This window comes from Pseudonocardia sp. 2-7, from assembly GCF_056341085.1.
In genome coordinates this window covers 3580264-3602155 of record NZ_CP094507.1, presented here as the reverse complement: position 1 = coordinate 3602155, position 21892 = coordinate 3580264, and the positions used below count along the sequence as shown (strand labels likewise).

General features: G+C 75.3%; 17 protein-coding genes. 9 read left to right on the top strand and 8 right to left on the bottom strand.

All coding sequences use genetic code 11. From position 1 onward, the window contains the following. Window position 1: 1 nt before the first annotated feature. Window positions 2-1432 (bottom strand): Si-specific NAD(P)(+) transhydrogenase, encoded by a 1431-nt coding sequence (gene sthA, locus MTO91_RS17305; protein WP_476651896.1) that lies wholly within the window; start codon window positions 1430-1432, stop codon window positions 2-4. 57 nt (window positions 1433-1489) lie between these two features. Then, window positions 1490-2983, bottom strand: coding sequence for an FGGY-family carbohydrate kinase (locus tag MTO91_RS17300; protein WP_073574191.1), 1494 nt, complete (start codon window positions 2981-2983; stop codon window positions 1490-1492). A gap of 103 nt (window positions 2984-3086) precedes the next feature. Here MTO91_RS17300 and MTO91_RS17295 point away from each other — a divergent pair, with 103 nt between their 5' ends. Next, on the top strand, window positions 3087-4346 hold the full coding sequence (locus tag MTO91_RS17295) for an FAD-binding domain-containing protein (protein WP_476651894.1): 1260 nt from the start codon (window positions 3087-3089) through the stop codon (window positions 4344-4346). Between the two features lie 69 nt (window positions 4347-4415). Further along, complete coding sequence (locus MTO91_RS17290; protein WP_476651892.1) at window positions 4416-5576, top strand: DUF4192 domain-containing protein; 1161 nt, start codon at window positions 4416-4418, stop codon at window positions 5574-5576. Window positions 5577-5598: 22 nt separating this feature from the next. On the opposite strand, the gene galE is transcribed toward MTO91_RS17290, so the two are convergent. Both galE and MTO91_RS17280 read right to left on the bottom strand, forming a co-directional pair. Beyond that, on the bottom strand, window positions 5599-6567 hold the full coding sequence (gene galE / locus MTO91_RS17285; RefSeq protein WP_073574188.1) for a UDP-glucose 4-epimerase GalE: 969 nt from the start codon (window positions 6565-6567) through the stop codon (window positions 5599-5601). A gap of 15 nt (window positions 6568-6582) precedes the next feature. Next, a complete protein-coding gene (locus MTO91_RS17280; protein ID WP_073574187.1) occupies window positions 6583-7299 on the bottom strand; it encodes an iron-dependent transcriptional repressor DtxR in 717 nt (238 codons plus the stop codon). Window positions 7300-7392: 93 nt separating this feature from the next. Here MTO91_RS17280 and MTO91_RS17275 point away from each other — a divergent pair, with 93 nt between their 5' ends. Genes MTO91_RS17275 through MTO91_RS17265 form a run of 3 tightly spaced genes read left to right on the top strand, consistent with a single transcriptional unit; the run spans window position 7393 to window position 12240 of the window. Continuing rightward, entirely contained in the window at window positions 7393-8310 is a 918-nt protein-coding gene (locus tag MTO91_RS17275) for a sulfurtransferase (protein WP_179762401.1), read from the top strand. 34 nt (window positions 8311-8344) lie between these two features. After that, window positions 8345-9517 carry an acetoin utilization protein AcuC gene (locus tag MTO91_RS17270; protein ID WP_253068599.1) on the top strand — a complete coding sequence of 391 codons (1173 nt, stop codon included), beginning with the start codon at window positions 8345-8347 and terminating at the stop codon, window positions 9515-9517. Window positions 9518-9525: 8 nt separating this feature from the next. After that, window positions 9526-12240, top strand: a complete 2715-nt coding sequence (locus MTO91_RS17265) for a bifunctional acetate--CoA ligase family protein/GNAT family N-acetyltransferase (protein ID WP_476651890.1) — start codon at window positions 9526-9528, stop codon at window positions 12238-12240. 170 nt (window positions 12241-12410) lie between these two features. Here MTO91_RS17265 and MTO91_RS17260 read toward each other — a convergent pair whose 3' ends face one another. Continuing rightward, on the bottom strand, window positions 12411-14060 hold the full coding sequence (locus tag MTO91_RS17260; protein ID WP_073574184.1) for a fumarate hydratase: 1650 nt from the start codon (window positions 14058-14060) through the stop codon (window positions 12411-12413). Window positions 14061-14171: 111 nt separating this feature from the next. On the opposite strand from MTO91_RS17260, the gene MTO91_RS17255 reads away from it, so the two are divergent. The 3 genes from MTO91_RS17255 (at window position 14172) to MTO91_RS17245 (ending at window position 18566) form a co-directional block, all read left to right on the top strand. Then, window positions 14172-16547 carry a xanthine dehydrogenase family protein molybdopterin-binding subunit gene (locus MTO91_RS17255; RefSeq protein ID WP_476651888.1) on the top strand — a complete coding sequence of 792 codons (2376 nt, stop codon included), beginning with the start codon at window positions 14172-14174 and terminating at the stop codon, window positions 16545-16547. Window positions 16548-16944: 397 nt separating this feature from the next. Beyond that, a complete protein-coding gene (locus tag MTO91_RS17250) occupies window positions 16945-17784 on the top strand; it encodes a fumarylacetoacetate hydrolase family protein (RefSeq protein WP_476651886.1) in 840 nt (279 codons plus the stop codon). Beyond that, window positions 17781-18566 carry a maleylpyruvate isomerase family mycothiol-dependent enzyme gene (locus MTO91_RS17245; RefSeq protein ID WP_251785034.1) on the top strand — a complete coding sequence of 262 codons (786 nt, stop codon included), beginning with the start codon at window positions 17781-17783 and terminating at the stop codon, window positions 18564-18566. Before MTO91_RS17250 ends, MTO91_RS17245 begins: the two co-directional genes overlap by 4 nt. Here MTO91_RS17245 and MTO91_RS17240 read toward each other — a convergent pair. Further along, a complete protein-coding gene (locus MTO91_RS17240; RefSeq protein WP_405416509.1) occupies window positions 18549-19352 on the bottom strand; it encodes a hypothetical protein in 804 nt (267 codons plus the stop codon). The genes MTO91_RS17245 and MTO91_RS17240 overlap by 18 nt on opposite strands. A gap of 4 nt (window positions 19353-19356) precedes the next feature. After that, entirely contained in the window at window positions 19357-19524 is a 168-nt protein-coding gene (locus MTO91_RS17235; RefSeq protein ID WP_405416510.1) for a hypothetical protein, read from the bottom strand. Between the two features lie 183 nt (window positions 19525-19707). Between MTO91_RS17235 and MTO91_RS17230 the strand changes: the two genes are divergently transcribed. After that, window positions 19708-20865, top strand: a complete 1158-nt coding sequence (locus tag MTO91_RS17230; protein WP_476651883.1) for a glutamate-cysteine ligase family protein — start codon at window positions 19708-19710, stop codon at window positions 20863-20865. Window positions 20866-20922: 57 nt separating this feature from the next. Here the strand turns inward: MTO91_RS17230 and panB are convergent, their stop codons facing one another. Continuing rightward, a complete protein-coding gene (gene panB / locus MTO91_RS17225) occupies window positions 20923-21777 on the bottom strand; it encodes a 3-methyl-2-oxobutanoate hydroxymethyltransferase (RefSeq protein ID WP_476651882.1) in 855 nt (284 codons plus the stop codon). Window positions 21778-21892: the final 115 nt, after the last annotated feature.

Here is a 21892-nt window from a genome sequence, read left to right as displayed (position 1 = left end):
GTCAGGAGTTCTGGACCGACTCCAGCGCACGGATCTTGTTCGTGGCGTCCAGCGCGGCGACCTTGTACGCCTCCGACAGCGTCGGGTAGTTCAGGACGGTGTCGACGAGGTAGTCCACCGTCCCGCCACAGCCCATGATGGCCTGCCCGATGTGCACGAGGTCGGTGGCGTTCGTGCCGAACACGTGCGCCCCGAGCAGCCGGTGGTCCTCGGGCGACACCAGCAGCTTGAGCATGCCGTAGGAGTCGCCGACGATCGCTCCGCGCGCGAGCTCGCGGTAGCGCGACAGCCCGGTCTCGTACGGGATCGACGCCGCCGTCAGCTCGGCCTCGGTCCGCCCGCAGAACGAGATCTCCGGGATCGTGTAGATGCCGATCGGCTGCAGCTCGTGCAGCTCGCGGACGGGCTCGCCGAACAGGTGGTAGGCGGCGAGCCGGCCCTGGTCCATGCTCGTCGACGCCAGGGCCGGGAACCCGATCACGTCGCCGACCGCCGCGATGTGCTCGACCGAGGTCCGGTACTGCTTGTCGACCTCGATGCGCCCCCGGTCGTCGGCCCGCACACCGGCCGCGTCCAGGCCCAGCTCCTCGGTCATGCCCTGGCGGCCCGCCGAGTACATGACCATGTCGGCCGGGATCTTCTTCCCGCTGGCCAGGCTGGTCACCGTGCCGCGGCCGTTCACCTCGACCGAGGACACCTCCTCGCCGAACCGGAACGTGACCGCCGAGTCGCGCAGGTGGAACTTCAGCGACTCCACGACCTCCGGGTCGCAGAACCCGAGCATCGAGTCCCGCTTCTCCACCACGGTCACCCGCGTGCCGAGCGCGGCGAACATCGAGGCGTACTCGATGCCGATCACCCCCGCGCCGACGACGACCATCGAGCCCGGCACCCGGCCCAGCTGCAGCACCTGGTCGGAGTCGACGACCCGCTCGCCGTCGAACGCGACGGTGTCCGGGCGGGCCGGGCGGGTCCCGGTCGCGACGACGAAGTTCGAGGCGGTGACCTGGTTGTGGTCACCCCGCCCCGTCCCCTCGACGACGACGGTGTGCGGGTCGGTGAAGCGCGCCGTCCCGGTCAGGATGTCGACGTGGTTGCGCAACAGCTGGCTGCGCACGATCTCGGTCTCGCGGCCGATCACGTGCCGGGTGCGGGCCAGCAGGTCGTCGATGGTGATCTCGGACTTGACCCGGTAGCTGGCGCCGTACATCTCGCGCTGGCTGAACCCGGACAGGTACAGCACCGCCTCGCGCAGCGTCTTCGACGGGATGGTGCCGGTGTTGACGCAGACCCCGCCCATCATGTGGCCGCGGTCGGCGATCGCCACCCGCTTCCCGAGCTTCGCCGCGGCGATCGCGGCCTTCTGCCCCCCGGGACCGGAGCCGATCACCAGCAGGTCGTAGTCGTGGGCGGGTGACTCGTCGGCACTCACCCGCCCAGCGTGGTGGCCGCCGCGCCGCGCGGCAACCACGCCGGTGTGAACAGCGTGTCACGCGCGGTAGGAGCGTCTCCGTTCGTCGGCGAGGAAGTGCGCGGTCTCCCGGGTGGCGGTGTAGAGCGAGCGGTAGTGCGGGTGGAAGCGGTCGTAGACCTCGCGGGCCGCCGGGTCCGGCTCGACCGTGCGGGCGACCGGGTTCCAGTCGCGCAGCCGCGGCTCGGCCCCGGTCGCGACGGCGGCCAGCCACGCGTCGCCGAGCGCGGCGCCGACGGTCTGCTCCGGCACGTCCTGCGGGACCCCGGTCACGTCGGTGACGATCCGGGTCCACAGCCCGCCCTGCACCCCGCCGCCGACGGCGACCAGGCGCTTCGTGCCGCCGCCCGCGGACCGCATGACCTCCAGGTTGTGCCGGACGCCGTGCGCGATGCCCTCCAGCGCGGCCCGGTAGACCTCGCCGCGGGTGTGCCCGGTGGTCAGCCCGGCGAGCACGCCGCGGGCGTCCGGGTCGAACAGCGGGGTCCGCTCCCCGGCGAAGTAGGGGAGCAGCAGCAGCCCGCCGCTGCCCGGCGGCACCTCCGCGGCCTCGGCGACGAGCCCGGTGAACCCCTCCCCGGTGAGGTCGCGCAGCCAGTTCGTGATCGCCCCGGAGGTCGCCATCCCCGCGGCCAGGGTGAACGACCCCGGTACGGCCCCGCGGGTCGTCCACATCGCCGGGTGCGGGTGCGGGCGGTCGATGACCTCGATGAGGAACATCGTCGTCCCGTACATCACCATGACCTCCCCGGCGCCGGTGACGCCGGCGCTGGTGGCCTCGGCCCAGGCGTCGACGGTGCCGGCGGTGACCGGCAGCCCCTCCGGCAGCCCGGTCGCGGCGGCCGCCGCCGCGCTCACCCGCCCGGCGACCTCGGTCGGCCACAGCAGCCGGGGCAGCGTGATGCCCGGGGCGGTGCGCTCGGCCCAGTCGGGCGCCCAGTCCGCGGCGGCCAGGTCGTACATCGGGTCGCACTGGCTGGCCGAGTGGTGGTCGAGCACGTACTCGCCGGTGAGCCGGTGCACCAGGTAGGACGAGCACATCAGGAACATCTCGGTGCGGGCGAACACCTCCGGCTCGTGCCGGGCCAGCCACCGCCACTTCGGCCCCACCGCCTGCGAGGACAGCGGTGTCCCGGCCCGGGCCAGGATCGCGTCCTCGCCCAGCTCCGCGTTCAGCTCGTCGATCTCGGTGCCGGCGCGGGTGTCGACGCCGTAGAGGATCGCCGGGCGCAGCGGGCGGCCGTCGCCGTCGGCGGGGAGCAGGGTCGGCCCGATCCCCGACACCCCCAGGCCGGCGAGCTCGGCGCCGTCGTCGAGGGCGGGCAGCAGTTCCCGCACGACCGCGACGAAGTCACCCCACCAGACGGCCTCGGCGTCGTGCTCCACGTGGCCGGGCAGCGGCTGTGCGGTCTCGTGCGCCCGGTCGGCCCGGGCCAGCACCCGGCCGCGGGCGTCGACGAGGACGCCCTTCGAACCCGACGTACCGATGTCGACGCCCAGATACACGTGCATGGGACGTTCCTACCGTCCCCCGCCCGCGGTGCACACAGAACGGGTGCAGAACATTCGTGCAGGTCGACGCGCGCGGTGGGCCGGGGCGCCGCAGACTTCTCCGGTGCAGCTGCCCACACCCCACCCGGACACCGCGACCGACTGGGTGCGCGAGCACCTCGGTGACCTCTGCCGCGACGAGCCCGTCGCCTCCGGAGCGTTCCGGGGCGGGCAGACCGCGGCCGACGCCGCCGTCGCGGCGCTGGACCTGACCGGCTATGCGAAGCGGCGCAACGAGGTGCTGCCGGTGTCGCGGCGCGGTGCGACGGCGCTGTCGCCGTGGATCCGGCACGGGCTGGTCGACCTGCCGACCGCCTGGGACGCCGCCGCCGACGCCCCGCCGCGCGACCGCGCCAAGTTCCGCGACGAGCTGTGCTGGCAGGAGTACGCCCGCCACCTCTACGCCCGGCTCGGCACCCGCACCCGCTCCGCGCTGCGCGCGGCCCCGGCCCGCGCCGAACAGGGATGGGACGAGCCGTGGCCCGCCGAGATGGCCTGCGTCGACGCCTGCCTCACCGAGCTGCACACCGACGGCTGGCTGGTGAACCAGACCCGCATGTGGCTGTCCTCGCAGTGGACCGTGCGCGCCGGGCACGAGTGGGCGGGCGGGGAGAGCGAGTTCTTCGCCCACCTGCTCGACGGCTCGCGCGCGGCGAACCGGCTCGGCTGGCAGTGGACCGTCGGCGCCGGCACCGGCAAGCCCTACGGCTTCTCCCGCTGGCAGGTCCGCAAGCGCGCCCCGCAGCTGTGCGGGAGCTGCGCGCTGTCCGACGCCTGCCCGATCGAGCACTGGCCCGCCGATCCGCCGTCGCGCCCGGCTCCCGAGCACGACCCGCGGCTGCGCTCGGACCCCGACCCGGAGACGACCGGGGGGCCGGCCGCCCCGGTCTCCACCGGCGCCGCGCCGGAGGCGGTGTGGCTGACGGCGGAGTCGCTCGGCGACGCCGACCCCGCCCTCGACGCCCACCCGGACCTGCCCGCGGTGTTCGTGTTCGACGAGCCGCTGCTGCGCCGGCTGCGGCTGTCCGGCAAACGGCTGGTGTTCCTCGCGCAGACCCTCGCCGACCTGGGTGAACGCCGTGCCGTGTTGGTGCACCGCGGCGTCGTCGCCGACGAGCTCGACGGCACGCCCGTCGCCGTCACCCACGCCCCGGTCCCCGGGTTCGTCACGCGCTCCGCCGCCGTCCGCCCGGTCGTGGTGCACCCCTGGCCGTGGCTGTACCGCCCGCACGCCGGTCCGGTCACCTCGTTCACCGCGTGGCGCAGGCGACTGCCCCGGCGCGGGGGGAAACCATCCACGACACCCCCTCGGCAAGGGGTGTGAGGCGGGACCGTCCACAGCCGGTCGGGTGACGGCGTTCCGCACGTCCCGGCCCGCGACGACCGTGGCGGCATGACCGCCTGCCCCCAGCCCGACCCCCTCCCCGGCCCCGGCCCCGGCCCCGGCCCGTCGCCGGGGTCGGAGGACCTGCCCGCCACCGGATGGCCCCCCGGCACCGCGTCCGGTCCCGGTCTGCGGCTCGACCGGCCCGCCGAGCTGATCGCCGCGGTCCCGGTGCTGCTCGGCTTCCACCCCCGGGACTCGCTGGTGCTCGTCTCGGTCACCGGGCCGCACCTCCACGACCGGCTGGGGCTCACCGTGCGGGTCGACCTGCCGCGCTCGTCGGCGTCGGCCCGCCGGGTGTGCCGGGAGGCGGTCGGGGTGCTCGCCGGGGAACGGCCCGCCCGGGCACTGGCGCTCGTCGTGCGCGACCCGGGCCCCGCCGGGCCGGGTCCCCGCCGGAGCCGCCGGGACGTGGGGGCCGCCGCGCGGCGGGCGCTGCTCGACGCCGCGATCGAGCCGATCGCGGCCCTCTGGGCGACCGGTACCCGGGCGGGGGACCGGTGGGGCTGCTTCGATCTGCCCTGCACCTGCGGCGGGCTGCTGCCCGACGCCGCGTCGACCACGCTCGGGGTCACGGCCGCGGTCCGCGACGGCCGGGCCGTCCTGCCCGACCGCGCCGCGGTGCTCGCCCCGCTCGACTCCGACGCCGGCACCCGTCGTCGCCGGGCCCGGTTGCGCGACCCCGGCGCCGCACCGGCCCGGGTAGGTGCCGCGACCGGCACCGCCCTGCTCGACGCCTGCCTGGACGAGGCCGCGGCGAGCCGGCTCGTCGTGGACGACCGGCTGGCGCTGGCCCTGTGCGGCGCCCTCGACGTCGGCGACGTGCGCGACGAGGCGCTGCGCCGCTGCCTGGGCCCCCGCGCCGCGGACGCCGAGCAGCTGTGGGCGGTGCTGGTCGCGGCCCTGCCGTCACCGCAGCGGGCGCACCCGCTGGCCCTGCTCGCGGTGTGCGCCCTGCTGCGCGGCGACGGCGCGCTCGCGACCGGGGCGACGGAGCGGGCGCTGGCCGAACGGCCCGACCACGTCCTCGCCGGGGTGGTGGCGGCGAGCCTGCACGGCACCCGCGACCCGCGCTCACCCGCCGCACGGTGGGCGGGCCCGGGCGGGCTGCGGCGGCTGCTCACCGCGATGCTCGACCCGGACGCTCCCGACGAGACGGCCGCCCGGTGAGCCGGCCCCGGGCCGCGCAGGTTCAGCGGGACCGGGCGAACTCCCAGGCGTCGCCGACGATCTCGGCGATCGCGGTCCGCGACGGCTTCCAGCCCAGCTGCTGCGCGGCCTGCTCGCTCGAGGCCACCAGCACCGCGGGGTCACCGGCTCGGCGCGGCGCGACGACGGCCGGGATCGGGTGCCCGGTCACCGTGCGGCAGGCCTCGACCACCTCGAGCACGGAGAACCCGTGACCGCTGCCGAGGTTGTAGATGTCGTGCCGCCCCGCGACGGCGTGGGTCAGCGCGAGCAGGTGGGCCTCGGCGAGGTCGTCGACGTGGATGTAGTCACGCACGCAGGAGCCGTCGGGGGTGGGCCAGTCGTCGCCGTAGACCGAGATCGACTCGCGGGTGCCCGCGGCGACCTGCAGGACCAGCGGGATCAGGTGGGTCTCGACCGCGTGCCGCTCCCCGAGCGGGGTGTCACCGGACAGGTGCGCCCCGGCCACGTTGAAGTACCGCAGGCTCGTAGCGGCCAGGCCGTGCGCCGTCGCGTAGGAGGTGATCATGTGGTCGATCGCGAGCTTGCTCGCCCCGTAGGGGTTGGTCGGCCGGGTCGGCGCGGTCTCCGGGATCGGGACCTGCTCCGGCTCGCCGTAGGTGGCGGCGGTGGAGGAGAACACCAGCCGCGGTACCGCGTGCTCCCGGACCGCCTCGAGCAGCCGGAACGAGGCCACGACATTGCCGTCCCAGTACTTCTCGGGCTTCTCGACGGACTCCCCGACCAGCGAGCGGGCGGCGTAGTGCAGCACGCCGTCGAACCCGCCGCGGCCCAGGACCTCCCCGGCGCGGGTACCGAGCTCACCCTCGACGAACTCCGCGCCCGCGGGCACGGCGTCGCGGTGGCCGGTGGACAGGTCGTCGAGCACGACGACCTCGTGGCCGGCGTCGAGCAGGTGTGCGGCGCACACGCTGCCCACGTAGCCCGCGCCGCCGGTGACGAGCAGCTTCACGTGTGCGGATCCTCCTCAGACGGCGCGGACGAGCACGGCGTGCGCGACCGGCGGAGCGACGGTCGACTTCTCGTCGTCCGAGCTCACCGGCACCGGGTCGCCGAAGCGGGAGATCGGGCCGACGTCGATCACGTTGCCGGGCACGATCCCCGCGAGCTTCAGCTCGCCCATCAGGTCGGAGTCCAGCTGCACGTGCTCGGCGATCCGCCGGATCTCGACGCGACCGCCACCGCGGCGGGCCAGCTCGTCGAGCCGCTGCAGGCCGACCTCGAGCGTGGGCGGCACCGACGACGACGTCGACGCGTCGTCCCCGCGCTCCAGCTCCTCCAGACCCGGGATCGGGTTGCCATAGGGCGACACGGTCGGCTTGTCGAGCAGGCGGAGCAGCTTGCGCTCGACGTCCTCGCTCATCACGTGCTCCCAGCGGCACGCCTCGGCGTGGACGAGCTCCCACTCGAGCCCGATCACGTCGATCAGCAGCCGCTCGGCGAGGCGGTGCTTGCGCATGACGGCGACGGCGCGGCCGCGGCCCTCGTCGGTCAGCTCGAGGTGGCGGTCCCCGGCCACGACGACGAGTCCGTCGCGTTCCATACGGGCCACCGTCTGGCTGACGGTCGGCCCGCTCTGTCCGAGGCGTTCGGCGATCCGCGCGCGCAGCGGGACGACGCCTTCCTCCTCGAGTTCGTAGATGGTGCGGAGGTACATCTCCGTGGTGTCGATGAGGTCGTTCACGTGGGGCCCCTTCGTTCGACGTCCAGTCTACCCAGCGCGGCTCCCGCGCACGGCGAGCCCGTCCGGGGCAGGATGGGCGCCGTGTCCGGATCCATGATCCCCCCTTCGGAACTCGCCGGCCTGCTGGGGCCCGCCCCGGCCGCCGGCACCGTGCGGCCCGTGGTGCTCGATGTCCGGTGGCGTCTGGCCGGCCCGCCCGGCCGCGCGGACCACGGGGCCCACCGGGTCCCCGGTGCGGTGTTCGTCGACCTCGACACCGAGCTGTCCGCGGGCCCCGCGCGCCCCGGCCCCGGCGGGCGCCACCCGTTGCCGGAACCCGCTGCGCTGCAGGAGGTCCTGCGCCGGGCCGGGATCCGGGACGAGGCCGGCGACCAGCTCGTCGTCGCCTACGACGACCTCGACGGCTCGGTCGCCGCGCGCGCCTGGTGGCTGCTGCGCTGGGCCGGCGTCGCGCCCGGCCGGGTCCGGGTGCTCGACGGCGGGTTCGCCGGCTGGCAGGCCGCGCGGCTGCCGGTGGCCGGCACCGGCCCGGGTGCCGGGACGCCGGAACCGGAGCCCCTGCCGCCCGGCGATCTGGTGGTCCGGCCCGGCGGGATGCCCGTCGTCGACGCCGACGGGGCCGCCGCGCTGGCCCGCGACGGCGTGCTCCTCGACGCCCGCGCCGCCGCCCGCTTCCGCGGTGAGACCGAGCCGGTCGACCCGCGCGCCGGGCACGTCCCCGGTGCCCGCAGCACCCCGGCCGCGGCGAACACCGGCCCGGACGGGCGCTGGCAGCCCGCCGGCACGCTGGCCGAGCGCTTCCGCGCCGCCGGCGTCGCACCCGGTGTCGCGACCGGCGCCTACTGCGGGTCAGGCGTCAACGCCTGCGCCCTGGTGCTCGCGCTGGAGGAGTCCGGCCTCACCACGCCGGACGCCCCGGCCGCGCTGTACCCCGGGTCGTGGTCGGAGTGGAGCGCCGACCCGGACCGGCCGGCCGAGACCGGGGACCGGCCGTGGGCCGCGCGGGAGTGACCGCGCCCGCCGGCCTGGCATACGGTTCCGGCCCATGAGCGCTCGCACGTCGGTGGTGTGGACTCCGGAGTTCCTGACCTACCAGCTGTCCGACGACCACCCCCTCAACCCGGTGCGGCTGGAGCTGATGATGGAGCTGTCCCGCGGGCTGGGGGTGCTCGACGGCGTCGACCCGGTCGTCCCGGAGCCGGCGGGCGAGATGGATCTGACCCGGGTGCACACCCCCGGCTTCCAGACCGCGGTGAAGTCCGCGCCGGAGGCGCCGTTCGGCGTCGGCCACGGGTTGGGCACCGCCGACAACCCGATCTTCTTCGGCATGCACGAGGCGTCCGCGCTGATCGCGGGCGGCTCGGTCGCCGCCGCCCGGGAGATCGCCGAGGGCCGCGCGGACCGCGCGGTGAACATGGCGGGCGGGCTGCACCACGCGATGCGTGACCGCGCCGCGGGCTTCTGCGTCTACAACGACTGTTCGGTCGCGATCGCCTGGCTGCTGGAGCAGGGCTACGAGCGCATCGCCTACGTCGACGTCGACGTCCACCACGGCGACGGCGTGCAGGACTGCTTCTACGACGACCCCCGGGTGCTGACGATCTCGCTGCACCAGCACCCGCTCACGCTGTGGCCGGGCACCGGCTGGGCGGGGGAGATCGGCCGCGGTGCCGGCGAGGGCTACGCCGTCAACGTCTCGCTGCCCCCCGGCACCGGCGACGCGGGCTGGCTGCGGGCCTTCCACGGCGTCGTCCCGTCGCTGCTGGAGTCGTTCCGTCCGCAGGTGCTGGTCACCGAGTGCGGCGCGGACACCCACTCCGAGGACCCGCTGGCGAACCTGGAGCTGTCCGTCGACGGCCACCGGGCCATCTACCACGCGTTGCGCGAGATGGCCGAGACCACCGCGGGCGGCAAGTGGCTCGTGCTCGGCGGCGGCGGGTACGCGCTCTACCGGGTGGTCCCGCGCTCGTGGACGCACCTGATGGCCGTCGCCCTGGACCGCGACCTGGACCCGGACACCTCCATCCCCGCGGACTGGACCGCGCTCGCGGCGACCCGGACCCGTTCGCCGCTGCCGGTCTCGATGTCCGACGGTGCCGACCCGGCCTTCGAGCGGTGGGGCGGCTCGTTCGGCGAGCGCGTCGACTCCGCGATCCTGGAGACCCGTCGTGCGGTGTTCCCGCTGCACGGCCTCGACCCCGACGACCCGCGGGACTGAGACCGACCATGACCGAGAAGACCGACGAGACCCCGGCCGACGCCCCCGGGCACCCCTACCCGCGGCACTGGGAGGCCGACGTCGTCGCCTCCGACGGCGGGATCGTGCACCTGCGCCCGATCCTGCCCGGCGACGCCGACGCGCTGCTCGCCTTCCACGCCAAGCTGTCCGACCGCACCCGCTACCTGCGCTACTTCGGCCCGTACCCGCGGATCTCGGCGCGGGACCTGGAGCGGTTCACCGTCGTCGACCACCGGACCCGGGTCGCGTTCCTGGCGCTGCTCGGCGACGAGATCATCGCGGTCGGCCGCTACGAGGGGCTGACCCCCGGCGGCGGGGCGGCCGCCCAGGAGGGAGCGGGCACCGACAAGCCGGTCACCTCCGCGGAGGTCGCGTTCGTCGTCCGCGACGACCACCAGTCCCGCGGCCTCGGCTCGATCCTGCTCGAGCACCTCGCCGCCGCGGCCCGGGAGAACGGGCTGTCCCGGTTCGAGGCCGAGGTGCTGGTGGAGAACCACGCCATGGTGCGGGTGTTCCGCGAGGCCGGCTACGGCGTCACGCGGGCCTTCGCCGAGGGCGTCCTGCACCTCGAGTTCGACATCGACCCCACCGAGAAGTCGATCGCGGTCCGCTACGCGCGCGAGCAGGCCGCCGAGGCCCGCAGCGTCGCGAACCTGCTGCACCCGACCTCGGTGGCGGTGATCGGTGCGTCGGCGGACGAGACCAAGATCGGCCACGCCGTCCTGCTGAATTTGCTGCGCGCCGGGTTCACCGGCCCCGTCTACCCGGTCAACCCCGACGCCCGCTCGGTGCGGGGCGTGCGCGCCTACCCGTCGGTGATCGACATCCCGGACGAGGTGGACCTCGCGGTCGTCGCCGTCCCGGCCGCGAACATCGACGAGGTCATGGACTCCTGCCTGGCCAAGGGCGTGAAGGTGCTGGTCGTGATCAGCTCCGGCTTCGCCGACGGCGGCACCGTCGCCGAGCGCAGGCTGGTCGCCGAGGCGCGGGCGCACGGGATGCGGGTGGTCGGGCCGAACGCACTCGGCGTCGCCAACCCCGACCCGTCGGTGCGGCTCAACGCGACCCTCGCCCCGCGGATGCCCGGGCACGGGCGCACCGGGTTCTTCTGCCAGTCCGGCGCGCTCGGCAGCGCCATCCTCGCCAACGCCCGCACCCGCGGGCTCGGCCTGTCGTCGTTCGTGTCGGCGGGCAACCGCGCCGACGTGTCCGGCAACGACCTGATGCAGTACTGGCAGACCGACCCGAGCACCGAGCAGGTGCTGCTCTACCTGGAGACCTTCGGCAACCCGCGCAAGTTCGCCCGGGTCGCCCGCAGGCTGGCCCGCACCAAGCCGGTGATCGCGGTGAAGTCCGGCCGGCACACCGGGACGCTGCCGTCGCTGGCCTCGGTCGGGGCGCCGATCGACGAGTCCAGCGTGCAGGCGCTGTTCGAGCAGTCCGGGGTCATCCGGGTGCAGACACTGCCGCAGATGTTCGACACCGCCCTGCTCATCGCCCACCAGCCGCTGCCGAAGGGCCGCCGGGTCGCGGTCGTCGGCAACTCCACCGCGGTGAACCTGCTGGTCCTCGACGGGCTGCTCGACGAGGGCCTGGAGCTGGCGGGGGACCCGGTCGACGTCGGCACCCAGGCCTCGCCGGAGGCGTTCGCCGGCGCGGTCCGCGCGACCCTGGACGGCGACGCCCGCCCGGACGCGCTCATCGCGGTGTTCGTCCCGCCGGTCGCGGTGGCCGGCCGGGACCACGCGCACGCCCTGCGCGACGCCGCGGACGGTGCCGGGGTCCCGGTCATCGCGGTGTTCCTCGCCGCCGAGGGCATCCCGGCGGAGCTGTCGGTACCCGGCGCCGACGGCACGCCCGGCCGCGGGTCGGTGCCGAGCTTCGCCAGCCCCGAGCGGGCCACGTCGGCGCTGGGCCGGGTCAGCCGCTACGCGCAGTGGCGTGACACCCCGGTCGGGGAGTTCGTCGTGCCCGAGGGCATCGACGCCGACCGCGCGCGGGAGCTCATCGCGTCGTTCGGGCCGGACAGCCGGCACCCCCTCACCGACGACGAGGCCGTCGACCTGCTCGCCTGCTACGGCCTGGAGGTGATCACCTTCCGCCGGGCCAAGGGCGCCGACGACGCCGTCGCCGCCGCCGAGCAGCTCGGCTACCCGGTGGTCATCAAGGCGACCGCGGACCAGTGGCGGCACCGCGGCGACTTCGTCGGGGTGCGCCTGGACCTGGTCTCGGAGGAGGCCCTGCGCGTCGCGCACGCGGAGCTGTCGCGGGTGACCGGGTCCGACGAGGTCTACGTGCAGCGGATGGCCCCGAAGGGCACGTCGTGCACGGTGGAGGTCGTCGACGACCCGTCGTTCGGGTCGCTGGTCGCGTTCGGGCTGTCCGGGATGGCGACCGAGCTGCTCGACGACCGCGCCTACCGGGTCCTGCCGGTGTCGACCGAGGACGCGGCCCGGCTGGTGCGGGCCCCGCGGGCGGCGCCGCTGCTCACCGGCTACCGCGGCACGGACCCGGTCGACCTCGCCGCGCTGGAGGACGTCGTGCTGCGGATCGGGCGGCTCGTCGAGGACCTGCCGCAGGTCCGCTCGCTCGCCCTGGACCCGGTGCTGGCCTCGCCGCAGGGGGCGTTCGTGGCCGGGGCCCGGATGACGATCGGCCCGGTGCCCGACCGGCGCGACGCGGGCCCCCGCCGCCTGCGCTGACCCGCCCGCCCGCCCCCGGGAGCCCCCGGTTCCGTCGCCGGGCACCCGCCGGGTGGCCCCCAGGGGAACCTTCGTGGCTTAGAGCGCTACGAGGGTTCCCCTGGGTGCACGGCGCGCCGTGCACGGGGGCCGCGGGCACACCCCCGGGGGGGGGGCGGGCGTCGCAGCGGTCAGGTGCGGAAGGTGACCTGCAGGGTCGGGGCGCTGGTGTCGGCGAAGAAGTCGTTGCCCTTGTCGTCCATCACGACGAACGCCGGGAAGTCCTCGACCTCGATCTTCCAGACCGCCTCCATGCCGAGCTCGGGGTACTCGAGCACGTCGACCTTGCGGATGCAGTCCTGGGCCAGACGGGCGGCCGGGCCGCCGATGGAGCCCAGGTAGAAGCCGCCGTTCGCGGCGCAGGAGTCCACGACCTGCTTCGACCGGTTCCCCTTCGCCAGCATCACCAGGGACCCGCCGGCCTCCTGGAACTGCTGGACGTAGGAGTCCATCCGGCCGGCCGTCGTCGGACCGAAGGAGCCCGAGGCGTAGCCCTCGGGGGTCTTGGCCGGTCCGGCGTAGTAGACGGCGTGGTCCTTGAGGTACTGCGGCATCGGCTCGCCGGCGTCGAGCCGCTCGGCGATCTTGGCGTGCGCGATGTCGCGGGCGACGACCAGCGGCCCGGTCAGCGACAGCCGGGTCTTCACCGGTAGCTGCGACAGCTGGGCGCGGATCTCGTCCATCGGCCGGTTCAGGTCGACCCGCACGACCTCGTCGGACAGGTCGGCGTCGGTGGCCTCGGGCAGGTACTGGGCCGGGTCGCGCTCCAGCTGCTCCAGGTAGACCCCGGACGGGGTGATCTTCGCCTTGGCCTGGCGGTCCGCCGAGCAGGACACCGCGACGCCGACCGGCAGCGAGGCGCCGTGCCGGGGCAGCCGGATGACGCGCACGTCGTGGCAGAAGTACTTGCCGCCGAACTGGGCGCCGATCCCGAAGTTGCGGGTCAGCTCCAGGACCTGCTGCTCCAGGTCGGTGTCGCGGATGGCGTGCCCGAGCGGCGAGCCCTCGGTCGGCAGGTTGTCCAGGTAGCGGGCCGAGGCCAGCTTGGCGACCTTCAGGTTGAACTCCGCCGACATGCCGCCGACGACGATCGCCAGGTGGTACGGCGGGCAGGCCGCGGTACCGAGGCTACGCAGCTTCTCGTCCAGGAACGCCGCGAGCCGCTTCGGGTTCAGCAGTGCCTTCGTCTCCTGGTAGAGGAAGGTCTTGTTGGCCGAGCCGCCGCCCTTGGCCATGACCAGGAACTCGTAGTACGGGTCCCGGCCCGGCTTGGCGTACAGCTCGACCTGCGCGGGCAGGTTGGTGCCGGTGTTCTTCTCGTCCCAGAAGCTGATCGGCGCCATCTGGCTGTAGCGCAGGTTCAGCTCCTGGTAGGCCTCGAAGACCCCGCGCGACACCGCGGCCTCGTCGTCGCCGCCGGTCAGCACGGTCTCGGTCTTCTTGCCGACGACGATCGCGGTGCCGGTGTCCTGACACATCGGCAGCACCCCGCCCGCGGACACGCAGGCGTTGCGCAGCAGGTCGGTGGCGACGAACCGGTCGTTGCCGGACGCCTCGGGGTCGTCGATGATGGCGCGCAGCTGCTTCAGGTGCGAGGGTCGCAGGAGGTGCTGGATGTCGGTGACGGCCGCGCGGACCAGTCCGGTGATCGTCTCGGGCGGGACCTCGAGGAAGGTGCGGCCCGCGGCCTCGGTCACGGTTCCCGCGGGCAGGTCGAGCTCGCGGTACTCGGTGTCGTCCGGGCCGAGCGGGAGCACGTCGGTGTGGTGGAACTCGGGCATGGCGGGGACGCTACCGGCCGTCGCCGGGCGGGCACCGCAGGTGGAGACGCAGACGACGTGTGAGGCGCACTAACCGGACGACCCTCCGGTTAGTGTTGTAGTGTGGGCCACATGCCTGGCTCGATCCTGGGAACCTCCGTCCGCCGCGTCGAGGACGCCGACCTGATCACCGGTGCGAGCACCTTCGTCGGCAACCTGGTCCACGGTGCCGACGCACCGGCGGGCCTGGCCCATGTGGCGTTCGTCCGCTCGCCGGTGGCGCACGCGCTGCTCACCGGTATCGACACCACCGAGGCCGCGGCCGCGCCCGGCGTCCTCGCCGTGTACACCGCGGCCGACCTCGACCTGCCCGCCCACCACGGCCTGATGGTCCTCAACCCGGCGCTGCCGCGCCCGCCGCTGGCGACCGACCGGGTGCGGTTCGTCGGCGAGGCGGTGGCGCTGGTCGTCGCCGAGAGCCGCGCCGCCGCCGTCGACGCCACCGAGCTCGTCGAGGTCGGCTACGACCCGCTGCCCGCGGTCACCGACATCGAGGCCGCGCTCGCCGACGACGCCCCGCTGCAGTTCCCCGACCAGGGCAGCAACCTGGCCGCGGGCGAGCGGGGGACCGGCGACCCGCTCGACGGCGCCGAGGTCGTCGTCCGCGCGCGGATGGTGAACCAGCGCGTCGCGGCCGTCCCGATGGAGGGCAACGCGATCGTCGCCGACCCCACCACCACCGACTTCCCGCTCACCGTGCACGTCTCCACCCAGATGCCGCACGGCTTCCGCACCCAGCTCGCCGGACTGACCGGGCTGGAGGCCGACCAGGTCCGGGTGATCGCCCCGCATGTCGGCGGCGGGTTCGGCGCGAAGGCCGGTGTGCTCGCCGAGCACACCGCCACCGTCGCCGCCGCCCGGGCGCTGGGGCGGCCGCTGGCCTGGGTCGAGACCCGCTCGGAGAACCTCGTCTCGATGCCGCACGGCCGCGGCCAGGTCGGCTACTACGAGCTCGGCCTCACCCGCGACGGCCGGATGACCGGCCTGCGCGTGCGGGTCGTCGGGGACGCCGGGGCCTACGCCGGCTTCGGCGGCGCGCTCCCGCTGCGCACCACCTACCTCATGGCGACCGGCGTCTACGACATCACGGACCTGCGCTACGACGCCGTCTCCGCGCTGACCAACACCACCCCGATGGGCGCCTTCCGCGGCGCGGGACGCCCCGAGGCCGCCGCCCACCTGGAGCGCCTGGTCGACGTCGCCGCCGCCGAGCTGGGCATCGACCCGGTCGAGCTGCGCCGGCGCAACCTGCTCGCGCCCGACGTCTTCCCGTACACCACCCCGACCGGCGCCCGCTACGACGTCGGCGACTACGACCTGCCGCTGCGCGAGGCCCTGCGCATCGCCGGCTACGACGAGCTGCGCGCCGAACAGGCCCGCCGCCGCGAGGCGGGCGACCCGGTGCGCCTGGGCATCGGCATCGCGGTCTACGTCGAGGTCACCGCCGGGGGCGGGGGCGGCGAGTACGGCTCGGTGACCGTGCACGACGACGGCACGGCGACCGTGTCGGCCGGCACCTCGGCGCACGGTCAGGGGCACGCGACGTCGTTCGCGATGCTGGTGTCGGACCGGCTCGGCATCCCGATGGACCGGATCCGCTACGTCCAGTCCGACACCGCGCTCGTCCCGCGCGGCGCCGGGACCGGCGGCTCGCGGTCGCTGCAGCTCGGCGGGACCGCGGTGTCCGAGGCCGCGCACGAGCTGTACGAGCGGGCCCGCAAGCTCGCCGCGCACCTGCTGGAGGCCGCCGCGGAGGACGTCGAGATCACCGACGAGGGCATCTTCGGCGTCGCCGGTGTGCCCGGCGGCCCGACCGCGACCTGGAGCGACGTGCACCGCCAGGCCGCCGCCACGGGGGAGGAGCTGCACGTCGGGCTCGACTCCGCGCAGGACGGGGCGACCTTCCCGTTCGGGGCGCACCTGTCGGTGGTCGAGGTCGACACCGACACCGGCCGGGTCACCCCGCGCCGGCACGTCGCCGTCGACGACTGCGGGCGGATCCTGAACCCGCTGCTCGTCGAGGGCCAGCAGCACGGCGGGCTCGCCCAGGGCGTCGCCCAGGCGCTGCACGAGGAGGTCCTGTTCGACGACGAGGGCCAGCCCCTGACCTCCAGCCTCGCCGCGTACACGATCCCGACCGCGGCCGACCTGTTCTCCTTCGAGACCGCGACGACCGAGACCCCGACCCCGCTGAACTCGCTCGGCGCCAAGGGCATCGGCGAGTCCGCGACGATCGGGTCGACCCCCGCGGTGCAGAACGCCGTGGTCGACGCACTGTCGGACCTGGGTGTGCGGCACATCGACCTGCCCTGCACCCCCGAGCGGGTGTGGCGGGCGGTCGCCGCGGCCCGCGCCGGGGCGCCGGAGCAGGCGTGGCGGGAGCCGCCCGCGGTCTTCGACGACCTGCCCGTGCGCGGCGGTGGCGCCGAGGACGACGCCGCGATCTGACCCGGGTGCCGGCCCGGGTCGGTCACCGCCGGGCCGTGGGAGTGCCGTGGCGGATCCACACCCGCTGTCCGGCATCCACACCTGCTGCAACGGGTGTGGTCACCGGACAGCGGGTGTGGCTGCGGACCGCCACGAGGCCGGGTCGGCGAGGGCGGGCGGTCACCTGCGGGCGGGACGGGTGGCGCCGCACCGGCGGGGCGGATGCCCGGACGGGGCCGCCCCGTCGCCGTGGTGGCGGAACGCGTGTCGCGGTCCGTCGACGGTGTCAGCCGTACGGGTGAGTTCGGCCCGTCCACCGGCCGGGACGCGCGGTAACCCACCCCCTGACTGTCCCGCGGGCCCCCGGTGGCGCAGACTCTCCGCCGGACGGCAACCGATACCGGGAGGCACCCGCACGATGAGGCTCGCGACGATCCGGACCGCGACCGGGCACCGGGCGGTGCGCGTCGACGGCGACACCGCCCTCGAGACGGGGGAGGCCGACGTGCGGGCGCTGCTGGAGCGCCCCGACTGGGCCGAGCACGCCGCGGGCGCGGCGGGCCCGGTCCACGAGACCGCCGGCCTGGACTACGCGCCGCTGGTGCCGTCGCCCGAGAAGATCATCTGCATCGGGCTGAACTACCGCGACCACGTGCTCGAGATGGGCAACGAGCTGCCCGAGTACCCCACGGTCTTCGGCAAGTTCGCGCCCGCCCTGGTCGGCGCCCACGACGAGATCGAGCTGCCCGAGCAGTCCGACCGGGTGGACTACGAGGCCGAGCTGGCCGTCGTCATCGGGCGTTCGGTCCGGCGCGCCGACCGCGAGGCGGCGACGGCCGCCATCGCCGGGTACACCGTGCTCAACGACGTGTCGATGCGCGACTACCAGCGGCGCACCAAGCAGTTCCTGCAGGGCAAGACCTGGGAGCACTCGACGCCGCTCGGGCCGGTGCTGGTCACCCCCGACGAGCTGCCCGCCGACCCGGCCGCCGGTGGCGCGCTGCGGATCTCCTCGGAGCTGTCCGGGGAGACCATGCAGGACTCCACGACCGACCAGCTCGTGTTCGGCGCGGTGGACCTGATCGTCTACCTGTCGGAGATCCTCACGCTCAACCCGGGCGACGTCATCGCCACCGGCACCCCCGGCGGCGTCGGCGACGCGCGCACGCCCCCGCGCTACCTCACCGACGGCGTCGAGATCGTCACCGCCGTGGAGGGGATCGGCGAGTGCCGCAACGTGTGCCGGGCGGTGCGGTGACCCCCGCGCGCACCCCCGGCGACGGCCGCGCCCTCGTCCCGCCACCGGTGGGCGACGCGCTGGCCTGGGCCGGCGACGGCCAGGCCCACCTGCGCGGGCTGATGACCCGGATGGCGGGCGAGGCGTTCCGCGCCCCGTCGGCGCTGCCGGGCTGGACCCGCGCGCACGTGCTCACCCACCTGGCCCGCAACGCCGACGCCATGGTGAACCTGCTGACCTGGGCGCGGACCGGCGTCGAGACCCCGGCCTACCCCGATCCCGCGTCCCGCGACGCCGACATCGAGGCCGGCGCCGGGCGCAGCTCCGACGAGATCCGCGCCGACGTCGTCGCCGCCTCCGACCGGCTCGCCGACGCGGTCCGGGCGATGCCCGAGAAGGCCTGGTCGGCGACCGTGCGCAACCCGCAGGGCGTCGAGATGCCGGTGACGGCGGTGCCCTGGAACCGGGCCCGCGAGGTGTGGATCCACGCCGTCGACCTCGACGTCGGCGCCTCGTTCAAGGACCTGCCGATCCCGATGCGGGAGGTGCTGGTCGCCGACGTGGTCGCGCGGCTGGAGCGCAAGCCCGGCTGCCCGCACGTGCGCCTGGAGGAGGTCCGCACCGGCGCGACGCTGGAGTTCGGGCCGGGGCCCGCCGGGCCGGACGGCGCCGAGCCGCGCGACCTCGGCACGGTCCGCGGCAAGGCGCACGACATCATCGCCTGGCTGCTCGGCCGCCCGTTCGACAAGGGCCTGCGCGACGCCGACGGGAAGCTCCCGCCGCCGCTACCGGTCTGGCTCTGACCCCGGCTCCGCCGCGGGCCGGTCGCGGCCCTCGAGCGAGTCCAGGCGTGCGGTGGCCCGGCCGAGCTGGCGGGCCATCTCGTCGAGCCGGGCCTGCAGCAGTGCCATCTCCGCGGTGAGCACGGCGACCGCGCCCGCCGCGGCGACCGGGTCGCCGATCAGCCCGTCGGCCGCCTCGGTGCCGTGCGGGTCGGGGTGCTCGGCGAACCCCGCCGCGTCGTCGGGCGTGGTCAGCGGGCCCGTCGCGACGTCGTCGGGCAGCAGGGTGAGCTCGGCCAGTTCGGCGAAGCGCTGCGCCGACAGCACCGGGCGGGCCCCGGCGCACCGCAGGCACACCGGTTCCAGTCGGCGCCAGCCGTGCTGCCCGGAGCCGGTGTCGGCGAGCACCGCGACCCGCGCCCCGCAGCGGCAGGGCCGCATCCGGATCGTGCGCACCCGCTGCCGGGCGTAGCGCAGGCCCAGCTCGTAGCGACGGAACCGGCCGGAGACGGCCACCTCGAGCAGGATCGCGCCCTGGTGCTCGGGCGCGCACGCCAGCTCGCGGGCGTCGTCGGCGGTGTGGAAGCAGTAGAACCCGCAGTCGCACCACCGTGACGGGCAGGCGTGCCGGCAACCGTGCGCGCACACCGCGTCGTCGACCGTGCGGTAGACGTGCGCCCGCCCGAGCGTCACACCGCTGAAGCCCACCGTCGTGCCGTCCGCGGACAGCATCGGGAACGCCAGCTTGTGGCCCTCCAGCGGGCCGGTCGGGTACTCCAGCGGGGTCCGGCGGAACAGCCCGCGCACCCGGTCAGTCCTCGTGGGACCCCGAGTGCGCCGGCTGCGGGGCGGCCGGCGTCCACTCGGTGAACTCGGGCTCGACGGTGCGCGCCGGGCGCGGGCGCTCCTGGGCGTCGGCCACCCGGTCGGCCTCGTGGTCCACGGCGAATCCCTCGGAGATCTTGCGGCCCAGCCTCATGACGCCTCCCGTGTGCTCCGGGTCCCGGCCACCTGGTGGACGTGGCCGCCGTCACCAGGCTGACCGTTCGTCGCGGGGTTGTCCAGGGCGGAACGGGTGAGGAGGGTGCGGGGACGGATCACAGCCGGCGCCGGGCCCGGCCTCGGTAACGTCCTGTGCCAGGACGGGGACCGGGGGTGGTCGATGCGGGGCGAGGCGCGCTACGGGCTCGAGCACGAGCTCGCGCTGCTGCGGGACGACGGGACGGTGGCCGACCACCGGTCGCTGACCCACGCGCAGGTCGCGGCGGTCGTCGACGAGCTGCCGGAGCTGTCCGGGGACCAGACCGACCTGCGGATCGGCGACGCCGGCATCCGCCGCAAGCGCTGGTACGCCGAGGGCTACGAGCGCCTCGACGAGAACGGCGGGCTGCTCCGGTTCGACCCCAAGGGCATCGAGATCCGGACGCGCGTGCACGACTCGGTCGAGGCCGCCGCCGACGCGCTGGCCGCCGACGCGCTCACCCTGGCCGCGGTGGCCGCCCGGCACGGACTGCGCCCCGTCGCGTTCGCCCACCACCCGCAGCTGTCGGCCTACCGGCTGGACCCCCCGCCGAACGCCCACGAGCGGGCGCTGATGGCGGCCTCGCCGGAGGAGCGGACCTCGCACCTGCACATGGTGACCTGGGGGCCGGACCTGAACCTGTCGTTCCCCGAGTCGGGCACCGACCCCGCCGTGCTGGCCGACGCGGCGGCGAAGCTGACCTTCTACAGCCCCTACCTGGTGCCGTGGTCGTTCTCCTCGCCGTTCCGCGACGGCCGGGTCTGGGGCGGGCTGTCGGCGCGCACCGCGCGTCGCACCGGGGCGCGCCCGGCGGCGCTGGCCTACCTGCCGCCCGACGCCCCGCTGCTGGTGACCGACCCCACCCTGGTGCGGCACGCGGGGATCCCCGGGGAGGTGGGGCGGATCGAGTTCAAGGCGTTCGACGCCGTCCCGGCGGTCGCGGGGGAGGAGCCCGCCGACGGTGTGGGCACCGACCTGCCCGCGGCGCTGCTGAGCCTGCTGACCGGCCTGCTGCGCGACGACACGCTGCCCGGCCGGCGTCGGACCCCGGACGCGACGGCGCACCGCCGCTCGGCGCTGCGGGGCTGGGCCGACCCGGCGGTGCGGGCGGGGTCGCAGGCCGTCCTCGACGCCGCGACCGCCGCGCTGGCCGGCGACGACGCCCACGGCGCGCGGCTGGCGTCGCTGGCCCGGCGGCTGGCGCGCCGCGAGACCCCCGCGGACCGGATGCTGGCCCGCCACCGCGCGGGCGGCGGCATCCCGGGGCTGGGGCACCCGGCGACGCACGGCGCAGGCTGAACCGGTCCCGCCCGGCCGACCGGGCCCCGGCGACGCGCGCCGGGGCCCCGGTCCGGCTCAGCGGTAGCTGTGCTCCTCGGCGGGGTACTCGCTGTGCGCCACGTCGGCGGCGAACGCGGCCGCCGCGTCGTGCAGGGCCGAGCCGAGCTCCGCGTACTTCTTGACGAAGCGCGGCACCTTCCCGCGGTTCATCCCGGCCATGTCCGACCAGACGAGGACCTGGGCGTCGCAGTCGGGCCCGGCGCCGATGCCGACGGTCGGGATGCGCAGCTCCCCGGTCACCCGCTTGGCGACGTCGGCGGGCACCATCTCCAGCACGACGGCGAACGCGCCCGCCTCCTGCACGGCCAGCGCGTCCTCGACGAGCCGGTCGGCGGCGTCGCCGCGGCCCTGGATGCGGAACCCGCCCAGCGCGTGCTCGCTCTGCGGGGTGAACCCGAGGTGGCCCATCACCGGCACGCCGGACGCGGTGAGCGCCTCGACCTGCGGCGCGAAGCGCGCACCGCCCTCGAGCTTGACCGCGTGCGCCCCACCCTCCTTCATGAACCGGAACGCCGTCTCCTGCGCCTGCGCGGGGGAGATCTGGTAGCTGCCGAACGGCAGGTCGGCGACGACGAGCGCGCTGCGGGCGCCGCGCACCACGGCGCGGGTCAGCGGGACCAGGTCGTCGACCGTGACCGGGATGGTGTTGTCGTGGCCGAACACGTTGTTGCCCGCGGAGTCGCCGACGAGCAGCACCGGGATGCCGGCGTCGTCGAAGATCTCGGCGGAGTAGACGTCGTAGGCGGTCAGCATGGGCCAGCGCCGGCCCTCCTGCTTCCACTGCAGCAGGTGGTGGACGCGGGTCCGCTTCGGCGGGGTCGCGGGCGCCCGGTACGGGGCCGCCACCTCTCCGCTCTCCTGTGTGCTCACCGGTGAGCTCCTTCCGTGCCTCGAGGCCCACGCTGGTCGTGGGTCCCCGGGTTCGCCGTCGATGGCGGACGCCAGGGTGGCAGCGCACGGGCCCCGACCGCCCCGTGGTGTGGGC